At 36.3% G+C, this 21,616-nt stretch carries 22 protein-coding genes and 1 pseudogene; 21 read left to right on the top strand and 2 right to left on the bottom strand.

Features of this window, described 5'->3' with window-relative positions; genetic code table 11:
• The first annotated feature begins 9 nt into the window (after nt 1-9).
• From JNUCC74_RS14520 to JNUCC74_RS14500, 5 genes and pseudogenes are all read left to right on the top strand, one after another.
• Complete coding sequence (locus JNUCC74_RS14520; RefSeq protein ID WP_077318073.1) at nt 10-1,308, top strand: PTS sugar transporter subunit IIC; 1,299 nt, start codon at nt 10-12, stop codon at nt 1,306-1,308.
• Nucleotides 1,309-1,322: 14 nt separating this feature from the next.
• Nucleotides 1,323-1,658, top strand: coding sequence for a PTS lactose/cellobiose transporter subunit IIA (locus JNUCC74_RS14515; RefSeq protein WP_454065895.1), 336 nt, complete (start codon nt 1,323-1,325; stop codon nt 1,656-1,658).
• Nucleotides 1,659-1,714: 56 nt separating this feature from the next.
• A pseudogene (locus JNUCC74_RS14510) lies at nt 1,715-2,051 on the top strand (LD-carboxypeptidase); the annotation flags it as partial.
• 542 nt (nt 2,052-2,593) lie between these two features.
• On the top strand, nt 2,594-2,863 hold the full coding sequence (locus JNUCC74_RS14505) for a GNAT family N-acetyltransferase (protein WP_454065894.1): 270 nt from the start codon (nt 2,594-2,596) through the stop codon (nt 2,861-2,863).
• 222 nt (nt 2,864-3,085) lie between these two features.
• Nucleotides 3,086-3,316, top strand: a complete 231-nt coding sequence (locus tag JNUCC74_RS14500) for an excisionase family DNA-binding protein (RefSeq protein WP_077318070.1) — start codon at nt 3,086-3,088, stop codon at nt 3,314-3,316.
• Nucleotides 3,317-3,567: 251 nt separating this feature from the next.
• Here the strand turns inward: JNUCC74_RS14500 and JNUCC74_RS14495 are convergent, their stop codons facing one another.
• The gene (locus JNUCC74_RS14495; protein WP_454065893.1) at nt 3,568-4,995 is read right to left on the bottom strand and encodes an aldehyde dehydrogenase family protein; all 1,428 of its coding nucleotides are present in this window, start codon (nt 4,993-4,995) and stop codon (nt 3,568-3,570) included.
• A 110-nt stretch (nt 4,996-5,105) separates the two neighbouring features.
• Nucleotides 5,106-6,092 (bottom strand): DmpA family aminopeptidase, encoded by a 987-nt coding sequence (locus JNUCC74_RS14490; RefSeq protein WP_454065892.1) that lies wholly within the window; start codon nt 6,090-6,092, stop codon nt 5,106-5,108.
• 970 nt (nt 6,093-7,062) lie between these two features.
• Here JNUCC74_RS14490 and JNUCC74_RS14485 point away from each other — a divergent pair.
• The 16 genes from JNUCC74_RS14485 to JNUCC74_RS14410 all read left to right on the top strand — a co-directional run bounded on the left by JNUCC74_RS14485 (nt 7,063) and on the right by JNUCC74_RS14410 (nt 21,434).
• A complete protein-coding gene (locus JNUCC74_RS14485; RefSeq protein WP_454065891.1) occupies nt 7,063-8,172 on the top strand; it encodes a CdaR family transcriptional regulator in 1,110 nt (369 codons plus the stop codon).
• A 117-nt stretch (nt 8,173-8,289) separates the two neighbouring features.
• Nucleotides 8,290-9,705, top strand: a complete 1,416-nt coding sequence (glcD, locus tag JNUCC74_RS14480; RefSeq protein ID WP_454065890.1) for a glycolate oxidase subunit GlcD — start codon at nt 8,290-8,292, stop codon at nt 9,703-9,705.
• On the top strand, nt 9,702-11,072 hold the full coding sequence (locus JNUCC74_RS14475) for a (Fe-S)-binding protein (RefSeq protein ID WP_454065889.1): 1,371 nt from the start codon (nt 9,702-9,704) through the stop codon (nt 11,070-11,072). The genes glcD and JNUCC74_RS14475 overlap by 4 nt, the downstream gene beginning before the upstream one ends.
• Before the next feature lie 514 nt (nt 11,073-11,586).
• Nucleotides 11,587-11,841: a metal-sensitive transcriptional regulator gene (locus JNUCC74_RS14470; RefSeq protein ID WP_077318064.1), complete on the top strand. Its 255-nt coding sequence runs from the start codon at nt 11,587-11,589 to the stop codon at nt 11,839-11,841.
• Nucleotides 11,842-12,105: 264 nt separating this feature from the next.
• The gene (locus JNUCC74_RS14465; RefSeq protein WP_077318063.1) at nt 12,106-12,465 is read left to right on the top strand and encodes a rhodanese-like domain-containing protein; all 360 of its coding nucleotides are present in this window, start codon (nt 12,106-12,108) and stop codon (nt 12,463-12,465) included.
• 50 nt (nt 12,466-12,515) lie between these two features.
• Nucleotides 12,516-12,857, top strand: coding sequence for a sulfurtransferase (locus JNUCC74_RS14460; RefSeq protein WP_454065888.1), 342 nt, complete (start codon nt 12,516-12,518; stop codon nt 12,855-12,857).
• Between the two features lie 151 nt (nt 12,858-13,008).
• Entirely contained in the window at nt 13,009-13,488 is a 480-nt protein-coding gene (locus JNUCC74_RS14455) for a DsrE/DsrF/DrsH-like family protein (protein WP_454065887.1), read from the top strand.
• Between the two features lie 182 nt (nt 13,489-13,670).
• Nucleotides 13,671-13,970, top strand: coding sequence for a rhodanese-like domain-containing protein (locus JNUCC74_RS14450; RefSeq protein WP_077318060.1), 300 nt, complete (start codon nt 13,671-13,673; stop codon nt 13,968-13,970).
• 13 nt (nt 13,971-13,983) lie between these two features.
• Nucleotides 13,984-14,556, top strand: coding sequence for a sulfurtransferase TusA family protein (locus JNUCC74_RS14445; RefSeq protein ID WP_454065886.1), 573 nt, complete (start codon nt 13,984-13,986; stop codon nt 14,554-14,556).
• A gap of 18 nt (nt 14,557-14,574) precedes the next feature.
• Nucleotides 14,575-14,973 (top strand): DsrE/DsrF/DrsH-like family protein, encoded by a 399-nt coding sequence (locus JNUCC74_RS14440; protein ID WP_454065885.1) that lies wholly within the window; start codon nt 14,575-14,577, stop codon nt 14,971-14,973.
• Between the two features lie 150 nt (nt 14,974-15,123).
• Complete coding sequence (locus tag JNUCC74_RS14435; RefSeq protein WP_077318057.1) at nt 15,124-15,351, top strand: sulfurtransferase TusA family protein; 228 nt, start codon at nt 15,124-15,126, stop codon at nt 15,349-15,351.
• A gap of 123 nt (nt 15,352-15,474) precedes the next feature.
• Nucleotides 15,475-15,858: a DUF302 domain-containing protein gene (locus JNUCC74_RS14430; RefSeq protein WP_454065884.1), complete on the top strand. Its 384-nt coding sequence runs from the start codon at nt 15,475-15,477 to the stop codon at nt 15,856-15,858.
• A 217-nt stretch (nt 15,859-16,075) separates the two neighbouring features.
• Nucleotides 16,076-17,746, top strand: a complete 1,671-nt coding sequence (locus JNUCC74_RS14425; RefSeq protein ID WP_454065883.1) for a SulP family inorganic anion transporter — start codon at nt 16,076-16,078, stop codon at nt 17,744-17,746.
• 6 nt (nt 17,747-17,752) lie between these two features.
• A complete protein-coding gene (locus JNUCC74_RS14420) occupies nt 17,753-18,181 on the top strand; it encodes a carbonic anhydrase (RefSeq protein WP_454065882.1) in 429 nt (142 codons plus the stop codon).
• A 527-nt stretch (nt 18,182-18,708) separates the two neighbouring features.
• A complete protein-coding gene (locus JNUCC74_RS14415) occupies nt 18,709-19,836 on the top strand; it encodes an MBL fold metallo-hydrolase (RefSeq protein WP_454065881.1) in 1,128 nt (375 codons plus the stop codon).
• A 296-nt stretch (nt 19,837-20,132) separates the two neighbouring features.
• A complete protein-coding gene (locus JNUCC74_RS14410) occupies nt 20,133-21,434 on the top strand; it encodes a protoglobin domain-containing protein (protein ID WP_454065880.1) in 1,302 nt (433 codons plus the stop codon).
• Nucleotides 21,435-21,616 lie beyond the last annotated feature (182 nt).

Genomic DNA, 21,616 nt, shown 5'->3' with positions numbered 1-21,616 from the left:
GCGTTAAATATGATTGAATGGTTGGAAAATCACTTAATGGAGCCATTAGGTAAAATTGCTCAAAACAAATATTTGCAAGCAATTCGTGATGCATTTGTCATTTTCGCTCTACCTGTCATTATCACAGGAGCTATTTTCCTTATTATTGCTAACCCGCCAACTTCATTGGACTGGGGTATCATTAATGCTTGGGAAAATGCAGTAACACCAATTCAAGCGGAATTATTATTTCCATTTAATTTAACTTTTGGTTTAATGGCATTAACCGTGTCCTTTGGGGTTGGTTATAGTCTGGCAATTCGCCAAGAAATGGATGCGGTAATGGCTGGGATTCTTTCCATGCTGGCGTTTTTCATGACTGCATTTCCTGTCACAGACATTACCAAGGTTCCATTCGGTGATATTTTAAATTATCTTGGAGGACAAGGATTATTTGTTGCCATTATTTTAGGGATTGCAACAACGGAGGCGATGCGGTTTTTAATTAACAAAGGATTTACCTTTGAAATGCCTGCCGGTGTACCACCATATGTAATGAGAACATTTAGAGCACTTATTCCATTTATGGTTATTTTACCGTTAGTTTGGATCATTGCCTGGATTGTATGGGCGAATTATGAAGTAACCCTGCCACAATTAGTGCTTGATTTATTCAGTCCATTAGTTAGTGCGTCTAATTCATACTGGGCAGCACTTGGTATGATCTTATTGATGTTAATTTTATGGTCAATTGGTATTCATGGGATGAACGTTGTTTCTTCTGTTGCCTATCCGTTTTGGATGACACAACTAGCAGAAAATGCGGATGCAGTTAAAGCTGGTACAGAAGCAACTGGTATTGTAACAGAGCCGTTCTTCCATATGTTTACTCATGTTGGTGGATCAGGTGCAACACTTGGACTTGTTATATTTATGTTGTTTTCAGCATCTGTTCAGTTGAAGCAAGTAGGAAAAACGGCAATTATTCCGTCGTTGTTTAATATTAATGAACCGGTTATTTTTGGATTGCCAATTGTGTTAAATCCAATCTTGATTATTCCGTTTGTTTTAGGTCCGGCGGTTATCGTGACCATTAACTATATTTTATTTGCAACCGGAATTTTACCACCCGTCGTTATTCAACCACCATTTACTGTACCAATTTTCTTTGGTGGATTTATTGCAACAGGGGGTTCCTGGTTAGCAGGTCTCGTACAAATTATGAACGTCGTTATTGCGACATTAATTTACTATCCTTTCTTTAAAAAATATGAAAAACAATTGGTGCAACAAGAACAAGAGGAAGCAGTTGAAACAAGCGTCAACTAGAGGAGTGTTTACTTATGGACTATGAAGCAATTATGATGCAGCTTATCTTGCACGGCGGAAATGCCCGCGGTGCAGCATATGAAGCATTAGATGCCGCAGAAGAATATGATTTTACCGAAGCAGAAAAGAAACTCGAAGAAGCGCATGATGAATTCGTTAAAGGGCATAAATATCAAACCGAACTGATTCAAAGTCAAAATGAAGACACGGTTCCAAGCTTTTTCATGATTCATGCGCAGGATCACATTATGACAGCGCAAGCAGAAATCCAGTTAATTAAACGGATGATTGAACAGCTACGAAAAACAAAAGTGATGGAGAAACGTTTGGAAAAACTAGAAAGCAACTAATATAGCATTTTTACAACATCCCATAGATCAATGAGGTCTATGGGATGTTTTTATTGGAAGAACTGTATTTATTCTTTGGAACATCAGAGGAAAAGCCACCTCCTGAGCTTGTGAAACGCTGGCTAAGAAATTATGCTGCACAAGGAATCTTGCAAGCTGCAAAACGGAATGATTTTTGCCAAACCCCAGGATGAGCAGTATGATGAAGAATATAAAGCTGTTATTCGTACCGTTATACAGGAATATCATTTGCAGCATTTACCAGTTCTTTATAATCTGAACTTTGGTCATACAGAGCCGGAATTTATTTTGCCATATGGTGCAATGGCCGAAATAAATTGTAAAGCAAAGACGTTTTCCATTTTAGAACCAGGAGTAGTAAGCGATATATAGCATGCTGAAGCAGGCTTAAATGTTAAGAAGTGTAAGAATTAGTTATTTAGATTTCAAGTGTGTTTTGAAAAAGACAATGTTCGAGACAAGACATTTTAAACAGAAGAATGTATTTTAAATGATAGAAATCTCACAACCAGCTAAGAATTCCAATTATGTTTTTTGTACATCCTTTTAAGCTAAAGCAGAACGATCAGAGACTCGTGACTACTTCAAATTCTTATAAGTATGTATGATACGTTAACATATGATTCAAACTAATAAGGATTTTAAATTACGTTTATCCTGTATCTAAGGTGTAGTAAGACTCCTGCTTATAAGAGTGATAGAAAAAAAGAAGAAGTCTAAGTGGGGGGATAATTGCACATTTGTTCGAAACGAAAGAACAAGATAAACTTTGGTAAGCAATACATCATACGGGAGAAAAGGAAAAAACGATTTTTTGTTTCTAAGACGCCTGGGGTTTTCTACATCAAGAAAGAGCACTACTGAAAGTTTCACTTTATAAAGTCTTAGGCGAAGTAGGAGGTGTACAGTAAAAAGTGGAGATAAAAAAAGGTCAAAAAAATTTCTATGTTGGCGATAAGAAAAATCCAATAGCAGAAATAACGTATTATCTATCGGATGATGGCAATATCGTTATTGATCATACGGAGGTAGCTAATGAGTTGCGCGGAAAGGGCATAGCTGGAAAATTAGTAGCTGCAGTTGTAGAACAAGCAAAAGCAGAAGGGAAAAAAATTAAACCTATTTGTTCTTACGCTAAAAATAAAATGGAAAAAACTCCAGAATACCAGGATGTCCTAGTATAATAAAAGTAATACTTAAAGGGCTAAAGAGTTATGACTCACATGTAAAAGGTTGTCATCTTCCTGCTTTTTGATGAAGAAAGTAGCCTTGGTTATAGATGAGAAACCAGATGCGTAACAGAATAAGAATGCTTTAGTAGTAAGTCTTCCTGTTTCTTAAAGATTTGCGATGTTAGTCATTGTTTTACTTTATATTTAAAAAGGGATGGAAAGGAATGACGAAGAATGTACTTAACGATACCAGAAACAGCAGAATTCCTATCTATTGATGAAAAGAAAATTCATGCATTAGTCTTGCAAGGACGGATACGGGCTGTTCATGATGGCGAGCAATTTCTCATTAACAACGAACAGTTTAATACGCATTTAAAGCAAATGGAAAAGTACCGGGCAATGATACAGGATTATTTGCGTGAACCTATCCCTGAAGATATGGATGTAAACGATGAGGATTAAATGTAAAGGAATCCATTTGATAACATAGGTAGGCAAACTAAAACAGGGTGGAATAACCCTGTTTTAGTTTGGGTTATCCCGCATGTAAGGTGCCGTAAGACTCCTGCTTCAAGACCTGAGTTGATACAAAGGGTCAAAGTGAGGGAAAACGGCACCTAAATGCCTGATTGGTTCAAGGGCCTTTAGGTCATACCCTTGTGGTACTAACATTTCTTGGGAAAAGCTCCAAGAAATGAAGTTTCACTTTATAGTTAGGAGGACATCCCCAAAATTGCTTTTATCTCTAAAAATTCTTCGATACCAAAGTCGCCCCATTCTCTGCCGATCCCAGATTGTTTATAACCGCCAAATGGTGCCATGAAGTCAATTTTACCATTATTCACAGTAATTTGTCCTGCTTTAATTTTATTTGCCACATAGGATAATGTGTCTTTATTTTTACCTACTACATATCCAGCAAGACCGTAAACCGTATCATTAGCAATGTTTAATGCTTCTTCTAAATCATTATAGGCAATAATCGACAGTACCGGACCAAAGATTTCTTCTTGTGCAATAACCATATCATTGGAAACATCCGTAAACACAGTAGGTTTTACAAAATAGCCTGTTTCCATCCCTTTTGGTTTCCCTAGTCCACCGACAAGCAAGGTTGCTCCTTCATCTATGCCCTTTTTAATATAAGACTGAACCGTCTCCCACTGTTCTTTTGATACGACTGGTCCGGTTTTGACATCGGTTTTTTTCGGGTCGCCATATTTAAATGAAGGAAGGGTACGTTTGATTGCTTCTTCAAAATCGTTTTTCATGGTTACAGGAATAATGGCTCGAGTTGCTGCCGAACAAACTTGTCCTGTATTCATCATAATATGGGAGATGGCTGTTTTGGCTGCTTCATTCACATCGGCATCGTCTAGAACGATGAGTGGTGACTTTCCACCAAGTTCAAGAGCAACTTTCTTAATCGTTTTTGCGCTATTTTTCATGATTTTTTCTCCCACTTTCCCAGAACCAGTGAAAGAGACAAAGTCAATATCTGGATGCGTACTAATTCTATTACCAATAATGGATCCGGTTCCATTTACTAAATTAAATGCTCCTTTTGGTATACCAGCCTTCTGAATGACCTCAGCTAGTATCATCGCTGCAAAAGGGGTTCTGGAAGCAGGTTTTAAAACAACAGGGCTACTTGCGGCAATAGCACTTGCTATTTTTGTGGATACTTGATTGGTCGGAAAGTTCCATGGTGTAATTAATCCACTGACACCGATTGTTTCTTTTCGAATGATGTGATTACCACGGTTTTCCTCAAAGACAAATGACTTTAGCGCTTTTGCAACATGTGTGAAATGATTATATCCCATTTGATAGTGGACTTTTTCTGACATAGTTACCGGCGAACCAAGCTCTTCTGTAATAACTTCAACCAATTCATCTTTTCTTTTTTCATACTCTGAAGCAATTGCCTTAAGCATGTCTATTCGTTCTTCTTTCGTTGTTTCTGAAAATGATGGCAGTACAGCTTTAGCAGCAACAACAGCTTCATTTAAATCTTCTTCTGTACCAGAGCTTATTTTTCCAATTACTTCTTCCGTTGCGGGGTTGATAACGTCAATGGTGTCCGTGCCAGTAGACTCAACCCAATCCCCATTTATAAAATGCTTTACATTTGTTCGCATACGAAACTCTCTCCTTTTTGGAAATCATTGTATAATGGGTATTCCCTAGAGAAGATAGAATAAAACATAAAGTAATTTAAACAATAAGTTTTTCTTGTTAGGTAATTGACTTATAAAGGTGCTTTTTCCACTATTCTTCCTAATCTGCCAATAGTCGTTTCTGCCATGAGCAAGGAACGAATTACCGCCTCCTCTACAATCTCTACCACTGCTTGAAATAGCTGATTCATTATTGGGTGATCATCGCGTAGCCACTCTTTTGTCTCGGTTGTTGCGTCCGTTTGGTGTGAACAGGTAGTAGCGGTAGAAAAAGCAATTGCAATATCACCACTTCCGTTAGCAATATTACTTCCAGTGCGCCCTAATCCTAGAGCACTACGTTTTGCCAAACGTTTCAGCTGACGATCGTAAAGGGGGGCATCTGTAGCAATAACAATCATAATGGAGCCATCTGGTGTTTCTTGATCAAATCCTTGCCAATTTGCAAATAATGCATCCTCGCGCTTTCCAAAATTACTTACAACTAGGCAGCCAATTTGATAGCTTGATTGTTGATATGTAACATAACGAGATGCTGAGCCAATTCCACCCTTATATCCAAGACATACCATCCCTTTTCCAGCACCAACCGCTCCCTCTACTACCGGATTAGAGGATGCAGCCTCAATGGCTTCTAATGCGTGTTTAGGTTGGATAGCCGGGTAACGAGCGGCATTTAAATAGCTGTCATTACATTCACCCACGACAATATTAATGGAACTCGTAGTATCGCCAATTTCTTCCGTCGTTCTCAGCATATATTCGAGTGTTCCTTGCCAGACAGCACCTACGCTAAAAGTATTGGTGAGCATAATCGGTGATTCGATAAGTCCTAACTCATTCACTTGAATAAGTCCGGTTGTTTTGCCAAATCCGTTTAGTACAGCACTGCCTGCATGAACTTTATTCCGAAATAGATTGTACTTATGCGGCAAAATTGCTGTTACACCGGTGCAAATCGTCGTTTTTTCATCCATCTTCTCATATAATGTCACATGACCTACTTGTACTCCTTTTACATCCGTAATGCAATTATCCTTGCCTTTTTTTAGCTTCATATTAAAAACCTCCTTTTGAAAATGTGAAATGTGATTCATTTTGTTCTTGCCTTGCAAAAGCCATTCGTTTTTTCATAGTGGATAAGTTTTGAAACAACTTCGTCTAGTTTAAGCGCTCAAGCGACTAGCAAACTTCAATTTTCCTCTACGATAAATTAACATCGGTGCGAATCTAAAAGGAAGGCGACTAAAAGCGGGCTTACCGCTTAGGCGTCGACATCCCCCTGTGGCAGAGGCATGTTGTCTTTATCCCGGATGTAAGGATCCGTATTTTTCTCATTTCAAAAAAGTGCTAAATATTTTGCGAACATGATGAGGAAAACGGTTCCTAAATCCCCGATTCGTTCAAGGGCCTTTAGGTCATACCCTTGTGGTACTAACATTTCTTGGGAAAGCTCCAAGAAATGAAGTTTCACTTTATCCCGGATGTAAGGATCCGTATTTTTCTCATTTCAAAAAAGTGCTAAATATTTTGCGAACATGATGAGGAAAACGGTTCCTAAATCCCCGATTCGTTCAAGGGCCTTTAGGTCATACCCTTGTGGTACTAACATTTCTTGGGAAAGCTCCAAGAAATGAAGTTTCACTTTATCCCGGATGTAAGGATCCGTATTTTTCTCATTTCAAAAAAAGTGCTAAATATTTTGCGAACATGATGAGAAAAACGGTTCCTAAATCCCCGATTCGTTCAACTAACATTTCTTGGGAAAACTCCAAGAAATGAAGTTTCACTTTATTCCGTCAGAGTTTTTCAGTTTGTCCATCACTAACCGATTGCTTCTAGCTTTTTCTCATTATAACAGAGTAGCATCTTTTTCCCATTTCGAGTGATGAGAAAACTTAAGCTGTTTATTGGAAGCTTACATATTTTTAAAAACTGATTTCGTAAAATCAAGTGAAACTAAAATTTCAGACAGTTTCTTTTAAAGCATGCTAAAATGAAGCTAGAAAGAAATAAGCAGGTGATGGGATGGAAAATATTCTACTTCAAACGAAACAGCTATATAACTCCATTGTTCAGGAAATGAATCGATTAATTAATGAAGAAGTGATTGTAACGGATCAGCAAGGAATTATTGTAGCGAGTACAGATGCAAAACGGATTGGAAATTACCATGAAGGTGCGTATATAGCGATGAACCATAAAGAAAAAATGATCATGACGAAGGAGCTTAAGGAAAGGCTACAAGGTGTGCAAGAAGGGGTCGTCTTTCCAATTATTATTAATAAGAATCCCTTAGGTGTATTGGGGATTACTGGTGACCCAATTATGGTAGAGCCATATGCTAGACTAGTACAAAAAGTAACCGAGCTTTTCATCCAGGACACGATGATGAGAATAAATCAAGAAAGTAAAGCACGAGATTTAGAGTTTTTTATTTTTGACTGGTTAAACCACACTGGAAGCTATGCCAGTTTAGTAGAGAGAAGTAAATTTTTCCATATTGAAATGGAAACATATAAACAAATTGTTGTCTTTAAACGAAAACAGTTAGAAACAGGCTTTTCCTATCATCGATTTGAAAAGTTAAAATCAGCTTGGGACTATTCGATTAATGCTTTATTTGTTCGGTGGGGGCAGGATAGAATTGTGATGTTGGTAGAGCCAGTGAAGCAAACCATACTAGTAAACCATCTTCGTCGATTTATAGAGCTTGTGAACTGTGATTTAAATATTCGTTTGTATGCAGGGGTTGGAAATCGGATGGACTCTGAGCGGCTGTCAGAATCTTTTGCTCAAGCAGCTAAAGCAAGCGAGCATGCCGATGATAACAATCCAATCTTGTTTGAAGCTGATCTACGTTTTGAGATGCTGGAATATGAAATAAGTGATAAAACGAAACAGAAATTTATTTTACGAACATTAAAAGATTTACCTAAGGAACAAGAGATGATGAGGACATTGGCTAGTTGGTTTTCCCATGATATGCAAATACAAATAACAGCAGATGCACTCCATATTCATAAGAATACGCTACATTATCGCTTAAAGCGTATTGAGGAACGAACGGGTTTACATTTAAAACAGATTGATGACTTAATGTTGCTATACATTGGCTATCGTCTGTATTATTGTTAAAATTTAGTCTTACGTACAAAAGTATTCGATTTCTTAGTAGTATTTTTGTGTTTATGAATATATATTTTTCTTTTAATTTTTCTTAAAATAGAATTATTACTGATTAGGAGAATGCATATGTTAAAAAGGGATGTAAGAGAAAAGTTAATCGCTATTGTTGGAAAAGAAAACGTGGAAGATAATAATGCCAGTTTACTAGCCTATTCCTATGATTCGACAGCAAGGTACCAAGCATTGCCTGATGCCGTGGTTGCGCCACGAAATAAGGATGAGGTTCAAGCTGTCGTAAAGCTTTGTAATGAACATAAAATTCCGATTGTACCAAGGGGATCTGGAACAAATTTATGTGCCGGTACTACACCAACAGAAGGCGGGATTGTCCTTATTTTTAAGCACATGAATCAAATTTTAGAAATTGATGAAGAAAATTTAACAATGACCGTTCAGGCTGGCGTGTATACAAAAGATATTTTAGAAGCGGCACAGGAAGTGGGCTTATTTTATCCGCCTGACCCAGGGTCCATGCATATTTCGCAAATTGGCGGTAATATTAGTGAAAATTCTGGTGGTCTCCGTGGTCTGAAATATGGCGTAACCAGAGACTATGTGATTGGGCTAGAAATCGTGCTCCCTAATGGCGAGATCATTCAAACAGGTGGAAAACTGGCAAAAGACGTAGCCGGATATGATTTGACCAGACTGTATGTTGGGGCAGAAGGAACATTAGGAGTAATTACGGAAGCAATTTTAAAATTAATTCCACAACCCGAAACGAAACAAACGATGCTAGCGCTTTATGAAGATTTAGAAGCTGCTGCTGAGAGTGTTTCAGCAATTATTGCGAATCGGATTATACCTGCAACATTGGAATTCTTGGATCAAGCAACGGTAAAAGTAGTGGAGGATTTTGCCAAGATCGGTTTACCAACGGAAGCAAAAGCAGTGCTTTTAATTGAGCAAGATGGTCCACATGAAGTAGTCATTCGCGATATGGAAAAAATTGCAGCGTTATGCAAAGAGAATCGTGCATTTGCTGTCCAATTAGCGAAAACGAAGGAAGAAGCAGAACAATTAACTGCTGCAAGAAGAACAGCATTATCGGCATTGTCACGGCTAAAACCAACGACTATTTTAGAGGACGCGACTGTTCCGCGTTCAGAAATTGCTAACATGGTAAAAGCAATTAGCGAGATTGCAGAAAAATATCAATTAACCATTTGCACATTTGGTCATGCTGGAGATGGAAATCTCCATCCAACCTGTTTAACAGATGTACGCAATGAAGAAGAAATTGAATTAGTCGAAAAGGCGTTTGCAGAGATTTTTGAAAAAGCGGTTGAATTAGGAGGAACGATTACCGGGGAACATGGTGTGGGAATGATGAAACTGCCATATTTACAATTGAAGGCTGGAGAGCATGGTATTGAGATAATGCGCAGCATTAAGCAAGCAATCGACCCAAATGCGATCATGAACCCAGGGAAAATGTTCATGCCTTATGAAAGACATCAAGTGGTGGTGGAAGAATCATGAATACAGCAGAAAAACAGCGCATTCAAGAAGCATTTAAAGAAAAAATGGACTATGATGAATTAATGAATTGCACCCGTTGCGGTTTTTGTTTACCGACATGTCCTACGTATATTGAAACAGGTCGTAATGAAGTACATTCACCACGGGGACGTATTGCATTAATGAAAGGGGTTGTCGATGGGGTCATTGAACCAAGTGAAGAGGTAAAAGAATCCATCGATATGTGTCTTGGTTGTAGAGCTTGTGAACCGGTCTGCCCTTCTGGAGTAAACTTTGGCAGATTACTGGAACAAGCTAGAGATGCGATCTATCAAAGTAAAAAACAAACATTACCTGAAAAAGTTTTAAAAGGTATTTTTTTAAAAAATGTATTTCCATATCAAAACCGAATGATTGGTTTAACCGGGCTACTGGGCTTTTACCAACGCTCAGGTGCACAAAAATTAGCTCAATCAATTGGAATTATGAAACTATTTCCTGAAAGTCTACGAACGATGGAAAAAGTATTGCCCAATGTACCAAAGCGAAAAGAAATGAAGGAGCGTCCACGTCATTTACAGCCATTACAGCAGAAAAGGAAAAAGAAAGTTGCTTTTTTCTCGGGCTGCTTAATGGACACGATGTTTATGAAAACAAATGATGCTACGATTAAACTATTACAGTATGCAGGCTGTGAAATTGTCGTACCAGAAACTCAAGCGTGCTGCGGAGCACTACATGGGCATAGCGGTGAAGTGGATCAAGCTAGAGAATTGGCGAAACGGAATATTGCAGCATTTGAACAGGCAGAAGTAGATTATATTATTACAAATGCTGGGGGTTGTGGAGCTTTCCTAGTTGAATATGCACATTTGCTTAAAGACGAACCAGATTGGGTTGAACGCGCAACTCAATTTTGTAATAAAATTAAAGATATTACCCGAATATTAATAGAATTAGATTTTCATAAACAACCCTTATCACTTCCAGAACAGATTGTAACGTATCAGGACTCCTGTCATTTGAAAAACGGGCAAAAAACATTTATGGAACCTCGGCAATTATTAGAATCTATTCAAGGTGTCCATTATGTTGAAATGAAGGATGCCAGCCGTTGCTGTGGATCAGCAGGAATATATAATATTGTACAATCTGAAATGGCCATGCAAATATTGGATTATAAAATGGAGCAAGCGATTCATACCAAAGCGAAAACAATTGTTACAGCTAATCCGGGTTGTTTATTGCAAATGAAGTTAGGAATTGAACGTGAGGGACTTTCGGATGAAATGGAAGCTGTTCATATTGTCGATTTATTACTCCAAGCTTATGAGCATGCTAACGCTAAACCAGTTGTTGAAAAACACATTGCTGCTACAAAAATATGAGAAGTAAAAAGGTTACAGAAAAAATCCTCTTTCTGTAACCTTTTCCTTTTCAAGTACCACCGAGTTTTAGCCTTTGTTCCGCTCCAAAAAAAGCACAACACTTGAATGAAAATTTCCTTTATCCCGAATATAAGGGAGCGGTATTTCTCTCATTTCAAAAACTGCTTATGATTTAAGAACATGATGAGAACAACGGCTCCTGAATCCTCAGGTTCGTTCGAATCAACAGGACAAGGAAAGCTACGGCAGCAATACACCGCAATTTTTAAAGGAGAAAAGTGCTCTTTGAATGAGTTTCACTATCTCGCCAGAAGTTCTTCCGTTTGTCCGTCGCTAACCGAGTGATTTAATTCCTAATTTAGTTTCATGCGTTCTGTTTTTATAGAGAAGAATTTTTAATGGTTGACAAAATACCTGGCAGGGTATAATATGGAGTGGAATTGCAATCAAATAAAAACATGTTAATAAATAATAGGACAACATTTAAAATAGATATAGAGAGGAGTTAGGAGGAATGAAATACGATAGTCGCGTTAAGAATCGCATGAAACGTATCGAAGGCCAAGTAAAAGGAATATTAAGAATGATGGAAGAAGAAAAAGACTGTAGAGATGTTGTCATGCAATTATCAGCAGTAAAGAGTGCACTTGATCGTACTTCGGCTTTGGTAGTCAGTAAAAATCTTGAAATATGCATTCGGCAAGCAGACGGTGAAAATGCAGAAGAATTAATTAATGAAGCAGTTAATTTACTTGTTAAAAGCAGATAATCGCTTTTATTAATAAACATTAAAAATCACTGACATATTCACCTAGAAAGAAAAATTAGCATTCCTTCTTTATGCGTATAGGAAGAGTAGTTTTTAAGAGAACAAAATTAATGCAATGTGGTAATCGTTTTTATATTGATAGACTTATAAAATTTCTGACAGAAGTAAAGTTAATACGACAAAGTGACACGTTTAAAATTCAATAACGTCAAAGGATTTGACACATAGTTTTCTTTCGATGCAAAATAGACGGGAGAGCAGTAGATGGAGATATTTCAAGGGATAATTATAATTTTAGCAATTGCTTTTCTCATTAGCCGGTTTATACCAGTAAAAGGAATTAATCAAATTACATCTCAAGAGGCAAAGCGTAAGTTTACGAACAAAAATGTACAGTTTGTAGATGTTCGTACGCCGCAGGAGTATAAAGCGAATCATCGAAAGCCATTTACAAATATTCCGTTGCATGAATTGGCTAATCGCATAAAAGATTTAGATAAGCATAAGGAGATTATTGTTATTTGTCAAAGTGGAATGAGGAGTATGAGAGCAGCAAAGTTCCTTAAGAAAAATGGTTTTGAAAAGATCTCGAATGTTAAAGGCGGGATGAGCTCATGGATGTAAGTTCTTGACCTTTAAAACTGCAGTCATCTTTGGAAAAAGGAGGATAAAGCATGAGTTTAATGATCGCAGGACTAGCAATTTTTACACTTTATATTATATATAAAAGGTACATCCCGGTTCGAGGTGTAAATAATATGGAGCGAGATAAACTTGTTAAACTGGATGATGGTACAGTATTACTGGATTTAAGAGACTATAATATATCCCATAAAGATAAGCTCGATCAAGCGATCCCTTTACCTTTAGCTTATTTAAACCGACATTACCAAGATATTTCTGCTTGTTCTGTAATTTTAGTTGCATCCAATCATGTTGATAAAAATATCGCAGCCAGATTTTTAATAAATAAAGGATTTTATGTAAAAGGGTATTATTTTATGAATAACAGTTAAAAATGATAAACAGAATTTTTAAAAAATTTACTGTTGACAAATTATTATTTAATAAATACTATAAGTATAGTGATATTGGTAATCACTTATTTTTTTAACAAAACAATATACCCGTACACCTATTAGTATATGTTGAGGGAGGAGTATGCAGATGTCTGAGAAAAAGAAAACAACGATTATACTGTTCAGTGGAGAGTATGATAAAGCAATGGCTGCTTATATTATAGCAAATGGAGCTGCTGCTTATGACCATGAAGTAACCATATTTCATACATTTTGGGGTTTAAATGCTTTACGTAAGGATAATCAAGTACCCATTAAAAAAGGCTTTTTGGAAAAAATATTTGGAAAAATGATGCCACGTGGAGCGGATAAAATGGGACTTTCTAAAATGAACTATTTAGGTATGGGGCCAAAAATGATAAAACATGTTATGAAAAAGCATAATGCAATGCCATTACCTGGTTTAATAAATATGGCACAAGAACAAGATGTTAAGCTGCTTGCATGTACCATGACAATGGATTTATTAGGTCTTCAGAAAGATGAACTTCTAGATAATATTGAATATGGCGGAGTCGGGGCTTATGTTGGTGATTCTGAAGATGGAAACATCACCTTATTTGTATAAAGTGAAACTTTCATGAGTGGGGTTTTTCTATCATCCCCCACCTAGACTTTTTCGATTCCTCTTACTCCCTGAGGTGGGGGTCTTACTGCCAGTTAGATGTGGAATAAATCAAGTTATATATGAGACTGTGCTATCATGATGAAATATAGTTAATAACAATTTTACAATTTGGAGGGTATGATATGAATGAGATTACAGCAAAAGAATTAGCTGAAAAACGAAAGAAAGGTGAAAAATTAAATATTATTGATGTTCGTGAGGATGAAGAAGTAGCGCTAGGAAAAATTCCTGGAGCTCGACATATCCCATTAGGGGAGATTCCCAATCACCTAAATGAATTTAATAAAGAGGAACATTATTATATGGTTTGTCGTTCTGGAGGCAGAAGTGCACGAGCATGCGAATTTTTAGCTGATTATCATTTCAATACGACAAATGTTTCTGGTGGCATGCTTGCATGGGAAGATGAAGTAGAAAAATAAGGGAGGAATAAAGGTGAGTATTACAGCAAATCAAGTTTTGAATGCGAAAGGACTTTCTTGTCCAATGCCAATTGTTAAAACTAAAAAAGCGATTCAAAACCTTAAAGCTGGGGAAGTAATCGAAGTACAAGCTACTGACCGTGGTTCTACGGCTGATATTCAAGCATGGGCAAATAGTACAGGTCATCAGTATATCGGCACGGTGGAAGAAGGAGAAGTGCTCAAGCATTATATTCGTGTGGCAACCGAAGAAGAAATAAAAGAAGAAAAGCGCCATAAAGCTGTCATTGATTTAGCTGAGTTACGTAAAAAGGTAGAAGGAAATGAACGAGTTTCTATACTTGATGTTCGCGAACCAGCAGAATTCGCTTTTGGTCATATTCCAGGTGCCATTAATATGCCGTTAGGAGAACTGGAAGAAAGAATGGCTGAACTTAGTAAAGAAGACGATCTTTATGTGGTTTGCCGTACTGGAAATCGCAGTGATTTAGCTGCCCGAAAATTAACGGATAACGGTTTTAAGCATGTGAAAAATGTCGTACCTGGAATGATAAAATGGGAAGGGCCGATGGAAAAAGATAACTAAATATTGGAGGAAATTAACATGGTGAATACTAAAGTAGCGATCATTGCGTCCAATGGTAATTTGTTTGATGCGTATAAAGTATTTAATATTGCTTCAGCAGCTGCTGCATCGGATGCTGAAGTAGGAATATTCTTTACATTCGAAGGTTTAAATTTAATCCATCAAGACGCACATAAAAACCTTCCGTTACCAGAAGGAAAAGAACAGTTTCAAGAAGGTTTTAAACAAGCTAATGTTCCTTCCATTGAAGAATTACTAAGTATTGTGCAAGAATTGGATGTTAAATTAATTGCATGTCAAATGACAATGGATGTTATGAATTTAGATAAGGATCAATTTGTAGAGGGCATCGAAGTCGGTGGCGCTGCATCCTTTATTGAATACGCAAAAGACGCGAATATGACGCTAACCTTTTAATAGATATAGATAACCGAAAGAGGAAAACTATTAATTTAAAATTGATAAAAAGTAGAGTTTGACTTCAAAATATAATTGATATCGGACTCTTTAGATAATAAATGCTAAAACGCAATGTGTTAAGGAACAGATTTAAGGAGGAATTTTATAATGGAAGCAGTTAAAGTGTTAGATGCAAAAGGGTTGGCATGTCCAATGCCGGTTGTAAGAACAAAGAAGGCGATGGATGATTTGAAATCAGGTGAAATTCTAGAAGTTCATACTACAGATCAAGGTTCAAAAAGTGATTTAACAGCATGGGCTAAATCCGGTGGTCATGAAATTGTTAAAAACACGGAAGAAGGCGAAGTATTAAAGTTTTGGATCAAAAAGGCATAATTTTACCTCCCCAGGCATTACCTGGGGAGGTACTAAATGTCCGATTCGTTCAACTAACATTCCGTATTCCACGGAATGAAGTTTCACTTTATTAGTTAATTATAAATGAATGGAGTGATTATTTTGTTTCATTATACGTTAGAAACAAGTAAATCCATGAAAGAAGCAGTACATTCGCTTGAGAGTAGTTTAAAGGAAGGAGGCTTTGGTGTACTTTGGAGTTTTGACATTCAGGAAACGTTACAAAAAAAGGGGTTCGAATTTGAGCAGCCATTTCTAGTTCTAGAGGTTTGTAATCCAAAGGAAGCAAATCGGGTGTTAGCAAAAAACCACATGGCAGGTTATTTTCTTCCATGTAAAATAGTGTTGTACCAAGAGGAGAACAAGATAAAAATAGGTCTCCCTAAGCCAACAGCACTCATTCAAATGGTTAATGATGAGTCCTTAAATAAAATTGCTCAAGATATTGAAGAACGATTAATTGCCTGTATGAATAAAGCAATCTAGCTTTAACGCTTCGTAGTCAGAGGTGTTTCCCCTTTAATTAGTTAAATATAAGTAGTCATCTTCTTCAAAGGTAGAGTGAATAAGAAAAATCAGAATAATGTGATTTCATTATTCTGCATAAGGGTAAAACAGCATTCATATGCAAGTTCACGATATCTTAAGCAGACTTAAGGAAAAAAGAATTTGTTTCCTAATCAACGTGAAAGGGGATTTTAAATTGTGGAAAAAATTTATTCCAGCATTCGAATGGCTGACGAATTATAAGCGGGATGATTTGAGCGGGGATATATCTGCAGGGTTAATTGTAGCAATTATGTTAATCCCTCAAGGTATGGCGTATGCAATGTTAGCTGGGTTAGATCCGGTAATTGGTTTATATGCCTCAACGATTCCTTTAGTGGTTTATGCACTATTTGGCACTTCACGTCAATTAGCTGTTGGACCTGTAGCTATGGTTTCTTTATTAGTACTTAGTGGTGTTTCAACACTGGCAGAACCAGGAACAGCTGAGTATATTTCTTTTGTCCTTCTACTAATGCTAATGGTTGGACTGATTCAAATGTTACTCGGGGTATTAAAGTTAGGGTTTTTAGTTAACTTTCTTTCACATGCTGTGATCAGCGGGTTTACTTCTGCAGCAGCTATTATTATTGGGCTCAGTCAATTAAAGGATTTAACTGGAGTTCATTATGAAGCAGGTAAAAGTGAAGTATTTTTGCTTATTGCTGAGGCAATAAAGAGATTTACGGAAATTAATCCAATCACATTTATTATTGGTTTAATTAGCATTCTGTTATTGGTGGTTTTCAAAAAATATTTCAAGAAAATACCTAGTCCGATTGTTGTTGTAGCATTCAGCATATTAGCTGTGTACGGATTTAAATTGTACGAATATGGTGTTTCTATTGTTGGTGTGGTTCCAAAAGGTCTTCCAGGTATTTCTATTCCTGCTTTTAATCTTGACTCTGTAATTGCATTATTACCTATTGCTTTAACGATTACCTTTGTTGGTTTTATGGAATCTATTGCAATGGCGAAAGCAATCGCTGCAAAGGAAAAATATAAAATTAATGCAAACCAGGAATTAATCGGTCTAGGATTGGCTAACGTGAGCGGTTCATTCTTTTCTGCATATCCTGTAACAGGCGGCTTTTCCAGATCAGCAGTAAATTATCAATCTGGTGCAAGAACTCCGCTGGCTTCGATGATTACTGCCGTTCTTATTATGCTAACATTGCTTTTCTTTACTGATTTATTCTACTATCTTCCTAAAGCAGTTCTAGCAGCAATCATTATGGTCGCTGTTTACAGTTTAATTGATTTTGGTGAGGCGAAACAACTTTTCAAAATTAATCGTGCAGATGGATGGACGTGGTTTATAACATTCGGGTCAACACTTGTACTTGGTATACAAAAGGGTATTTTCATTGGTATCGTCTTTTCTCTAATTGTATATGTAAGTAAAAATGCTTATCCGCATATTGCTGAGTTAGGATTTATTCCAGATCGTGGAGTTTATAGAAATATAGAACGTTATCCGAACGCTAAAGATGATCCAGAGGTGATGATTTTTCGTGTGGATTCCGACTTGTTTTTTGCCAACATGTCGTTTATTGAAGATAAGTTGTGTGAACGAATAGCAGTTAAACCAACAACGAAATATATTATCATGGACTTTTCTGGGGTTAATTCAATGGATGCAGTTTCTATTCACTCATTAGAAGAAATGATGAACACATGTAAGAAAGGTACGACCTTTTTATTTGCAGAGATAAAAGGACCGGTGATGGATGTATTGAAAAAAGCAGGTTGGCATACAAAATATCGAGAAAACATCCACTATTTATCTATTGATCAAGCATTAAAGGCAATTGGTAAAACAGGGTGAATTTATATGGATGAAATGAATTTAATTAAAAATAACGAAGATTTTATTCGTAAGATGCAAGAAGAAGATCCTGATTTTTTTCGCCATCTTCAACAAGGACAACATCCTGAATTTTTTGTATTAGCATGTAGTGATTCCCGTGTTAGCCCATCAGCTATTTCTCAGATGAAGCTGGGGAACATGTTTATTCATCGTAATATTGCTAATCAAGTTTCCAACAACGATGATAGTTTTTCAGCAGGTCTCTACTATGCTTTGGTTCATCTTAAAGTAAGTCACATTATTATTAAAGGTCATACAGAATGTGGTGGAATTCATGCGCATGGAATGGTAATAATGAGGAAGAGTTACAAGCATGGCTCACTCATATTCGAAATAGTTTGCCGGATCGAAAGGATAATGAAGAAATATCGCTGGATGAGCTTTCAAAAATAAATATCCTGAAGCAAGTGAATAATATTAAAAATTATCCGATCTATAAAGCTTATGGCAAGGGTATTGATGTAAGTGGATTTCTCTTTCATTTAGATAGTGGACAGCTGGAAAAAATTATCTAAGAGACAACACAGAATTAGCATGGCCAGAAGTTGATTATAGTAGTTGACAGACTGAATTAAATCACTTATTATACCCTAGTAGGGTATAAAAGAAAGGGTTATTTTTTTACAATAAATAATACCTGTACCGGTATATGTAGAAAATAGGGCCCATATAATTAAAATGTAACTAGGTTAGAAAAGAGTAGCTGATCGTTAATGCAGATGTTTAAAATAAGTGACGATAGATAATTACTTGCAGAGATTGTTCAAAAAGTCGGTTTAAAATTAATACTATTGCCCAGGTCCAAATAGTATACGCTTTGCTCTCAAAGCACTACATCTCCGCTGATTGGTATCCTATTTAAACATTTTCTTGAAGATGATTGAAATAAAATTTAAATTTATGTAATGGAGGAATGAAAAATGTCTTTAACGGCAAGAAAACCAAAAGAAATTGCAAAAAAGGTAATTAATAAAGAAGCGTTATTTATTCTGGATGTTCGAAATGAAAATGAATTTGCGGATTGGAAAATTGAAGGAAAAAACATCATATATATGAATATTCCTTACTTTGAGCTAATAGACGGGGTGGACCATATTTTGGATAACCTCCCTTCTGATAAGGAAATCTTAGTTGTCTGTGCAAAAGAAGGATCTTCTGTAATGGTTGCGGAGATGTTAGCTGAAAAAGGGTTGTATGTTTCCTATCTAAAAGGTGGAATGAAAGCATGGAGTGAATATATGGAGCCTGTTAAAGTTGGTGATTTAACTGGTGGTGGTGAGCTGTATCAATTCGTTCGCCTAGGTAAAGGATGTCTTTCGTATATGGTCATTTCTAATGGGGAAACAGCAATTATTGACCCTACACGAATGACAGATGTTTTTATTGAGTTTGCTAAAGAAGCTGGAGTTACTATTACACATGTACTCGATACACATTTACATGCAGATCATATTTCCGGCGGAAGAGCAATTGCTAATGAAACAGGGGCAACCTATTGGCTACCACCAAAAGATGCTGGGGAGGTAGTATTTGACTATCAACCATTAGAAGATGGTGAAGAAGTCAAAATTGGTAATACAACAATTACTATTCATGCACTATACAGCCCCGGACATACCATTGGATCCACTTCATTTGTGGTAGATAAGAAGTATTTGATGACGGGGGATATTTTATTCATCGATTCAATTGGCAGACCTGATCTTGCTGGATTAGCCGAGGATTGGGTAGGAGATTTAAGAGAAACGCTATACCGACGCTATCGAGAATTATCAGATGAATTAATCGTGTTGCCAGCTCATTATATGATTATTGAGGAATTAAATAATGATGGGTCTATTCAAGAAAAACTAGGAACTTTATTTGCTGAAAACCATGGTTTAAATATTGATAGTGAAGACGAGTTTAGAAAAATTGTTACAGAAAACTTGCCACCTCAGCCAAATGCTTATCAAGAAATTCGTCAAACAAACATGGGTAAAATTAATCCAGATGAAGAAAAACAACGTGAAATGGAGATAGGTCCAAATCGTTGTGCTGTACGGTAAATAGTAAAATAAAAGCAGACAGAATATTTATTGTTCTGTCTGCTTTTAATTTCATTTAAGTATTTTTTATAAGTTACAACTTGCAGATCACCTTTAGTAAAGTCTTGCACTAACTAAATTTTTATAGGAAAATATTTCTAAATATAACATTCTGCTGGAATTGTGTCGATATTCTTATTATAGACAGAAAAACGTACATAGGTATTTTATACAGTATAATAGTAGGTAAAAAGTATGGTTTCGTGTAAAATAGGAAATAATTGGGTATTCTTAGAGAGACAGAGGGGGAAAGAACATTGATTTTTAAGAAAAACAAGCATGTATTATTTGTGGATGAAATTCAAGAACAAGAAATGAATACAGTCCAATTAGAAGTGAAAAAAGGAAGCGAGGCAGCTAAGCAAATTCAGATGATTGGGCTTACGAAATTTGACTTGGCAGTTATGAAGTGGCTAAAGCCATATGTTGTAGAAAAATTGGATACAATTGTTGATCGCTTTTATAAAAATTTAGAAAAAGAACCGACACTGATTACCATTATAAATCAGTCTAGTTCGATTGAACGACTAAAACGGACATTAAAACGGCATATTGGTGAGATGTTTAATGGGGCTATCAACCAGGAATATTTTGATAAGCGAACACAAATAGCTAAAATTCATGTAAAGATTGGACTTGAAACAAAATGGTATATGAGTGCTTTTCAAGATATTTTACTGTCTTTGATCGATATTATCGAAGCAAATATGGAGCGAAAAGAGGAATGCCTCATAGCGATACGTGCAGTATCGAGATTATTAAATTTAGAGCAACAATTAGTACTCGAAGCATATGATCGAAATACCGAAAAAATAAAACAACAGGCAGAATTACAGAAACAGCAAACACGAAAAAAAGTAGCGGAGTCATCGGAAAATCTTGCTGCCATTTCTGAACAAACAAATGCTGCATTTCAGCAACTTCAGTCGCAATCGGAAGAAATTATTACAATTACCAATAATGGAACAAATTTATCGGAGGTTGCTTATAAAAGAGCAGATGAAGGAAAGCAACAACTAAATAAATTAAATACTAATATTTCAACGATTTATGGTTCCGTTAATCACTTATCAAATGAACTGCTTCAGCTCACCAATATATCTAAGCAAATGCAATCCATTGTAAATATAGTGAACGAAGTAGCAGAGCAGACAAATTTACTTTCACTCAATGCCTCGATAGAAGCAGCAAGAGCGGGTGAACATGGGCTTGGCTTTGCGGTAGTGGCTGAGGAGGTTCGTAAGCTATCTAAGCAAACAAAAAACTCCGTAACCAATGTATCTACATTAATTGGGAATATGGGGACACAAGTAGAAAAATTAACAGATTCATTACAAAAGGTAGGGGATGACATAAAGAACGGTAATTCTGGCTTAAAAGAAACAGAGGATTATTTCTACCAAATTATGAAGACGATGGGTGAAACTAAAAATCAAAATAGCAAAATTGAAAATGAAATCGTTTCATTTATGGAAATAATTGCTGAGTTAAGTAGAGCAGTTGAAGAAGTAGCTTCATCCGCTGATGACCTAAGTGAAATTACACATGAGATGAATTAAAAATATACAATAGTTAAATGCTATCTTATATTTTGTGTATAAGCAATAACAGTAATTTCACAGCATTTACATTAATAAAAACATCCTTATTTGTTTCGAACCATTTTTGAAATTTCGGTTTATTTTTCAAATCTATTTGAGTGATTCATGCTTTTTTATAGGCTTAAAGAAAAGCCTCGAAT

The sequence above is a fragment of the Cerasibacillus sp. JNUCC 74 genome (genome assembly GCF_053667775.1).
The sequence above is the reverse complement of the archived record's forward strand: the minus strand, read 5'-3'. Positions and strand labels throughout refer to the sequence as shown.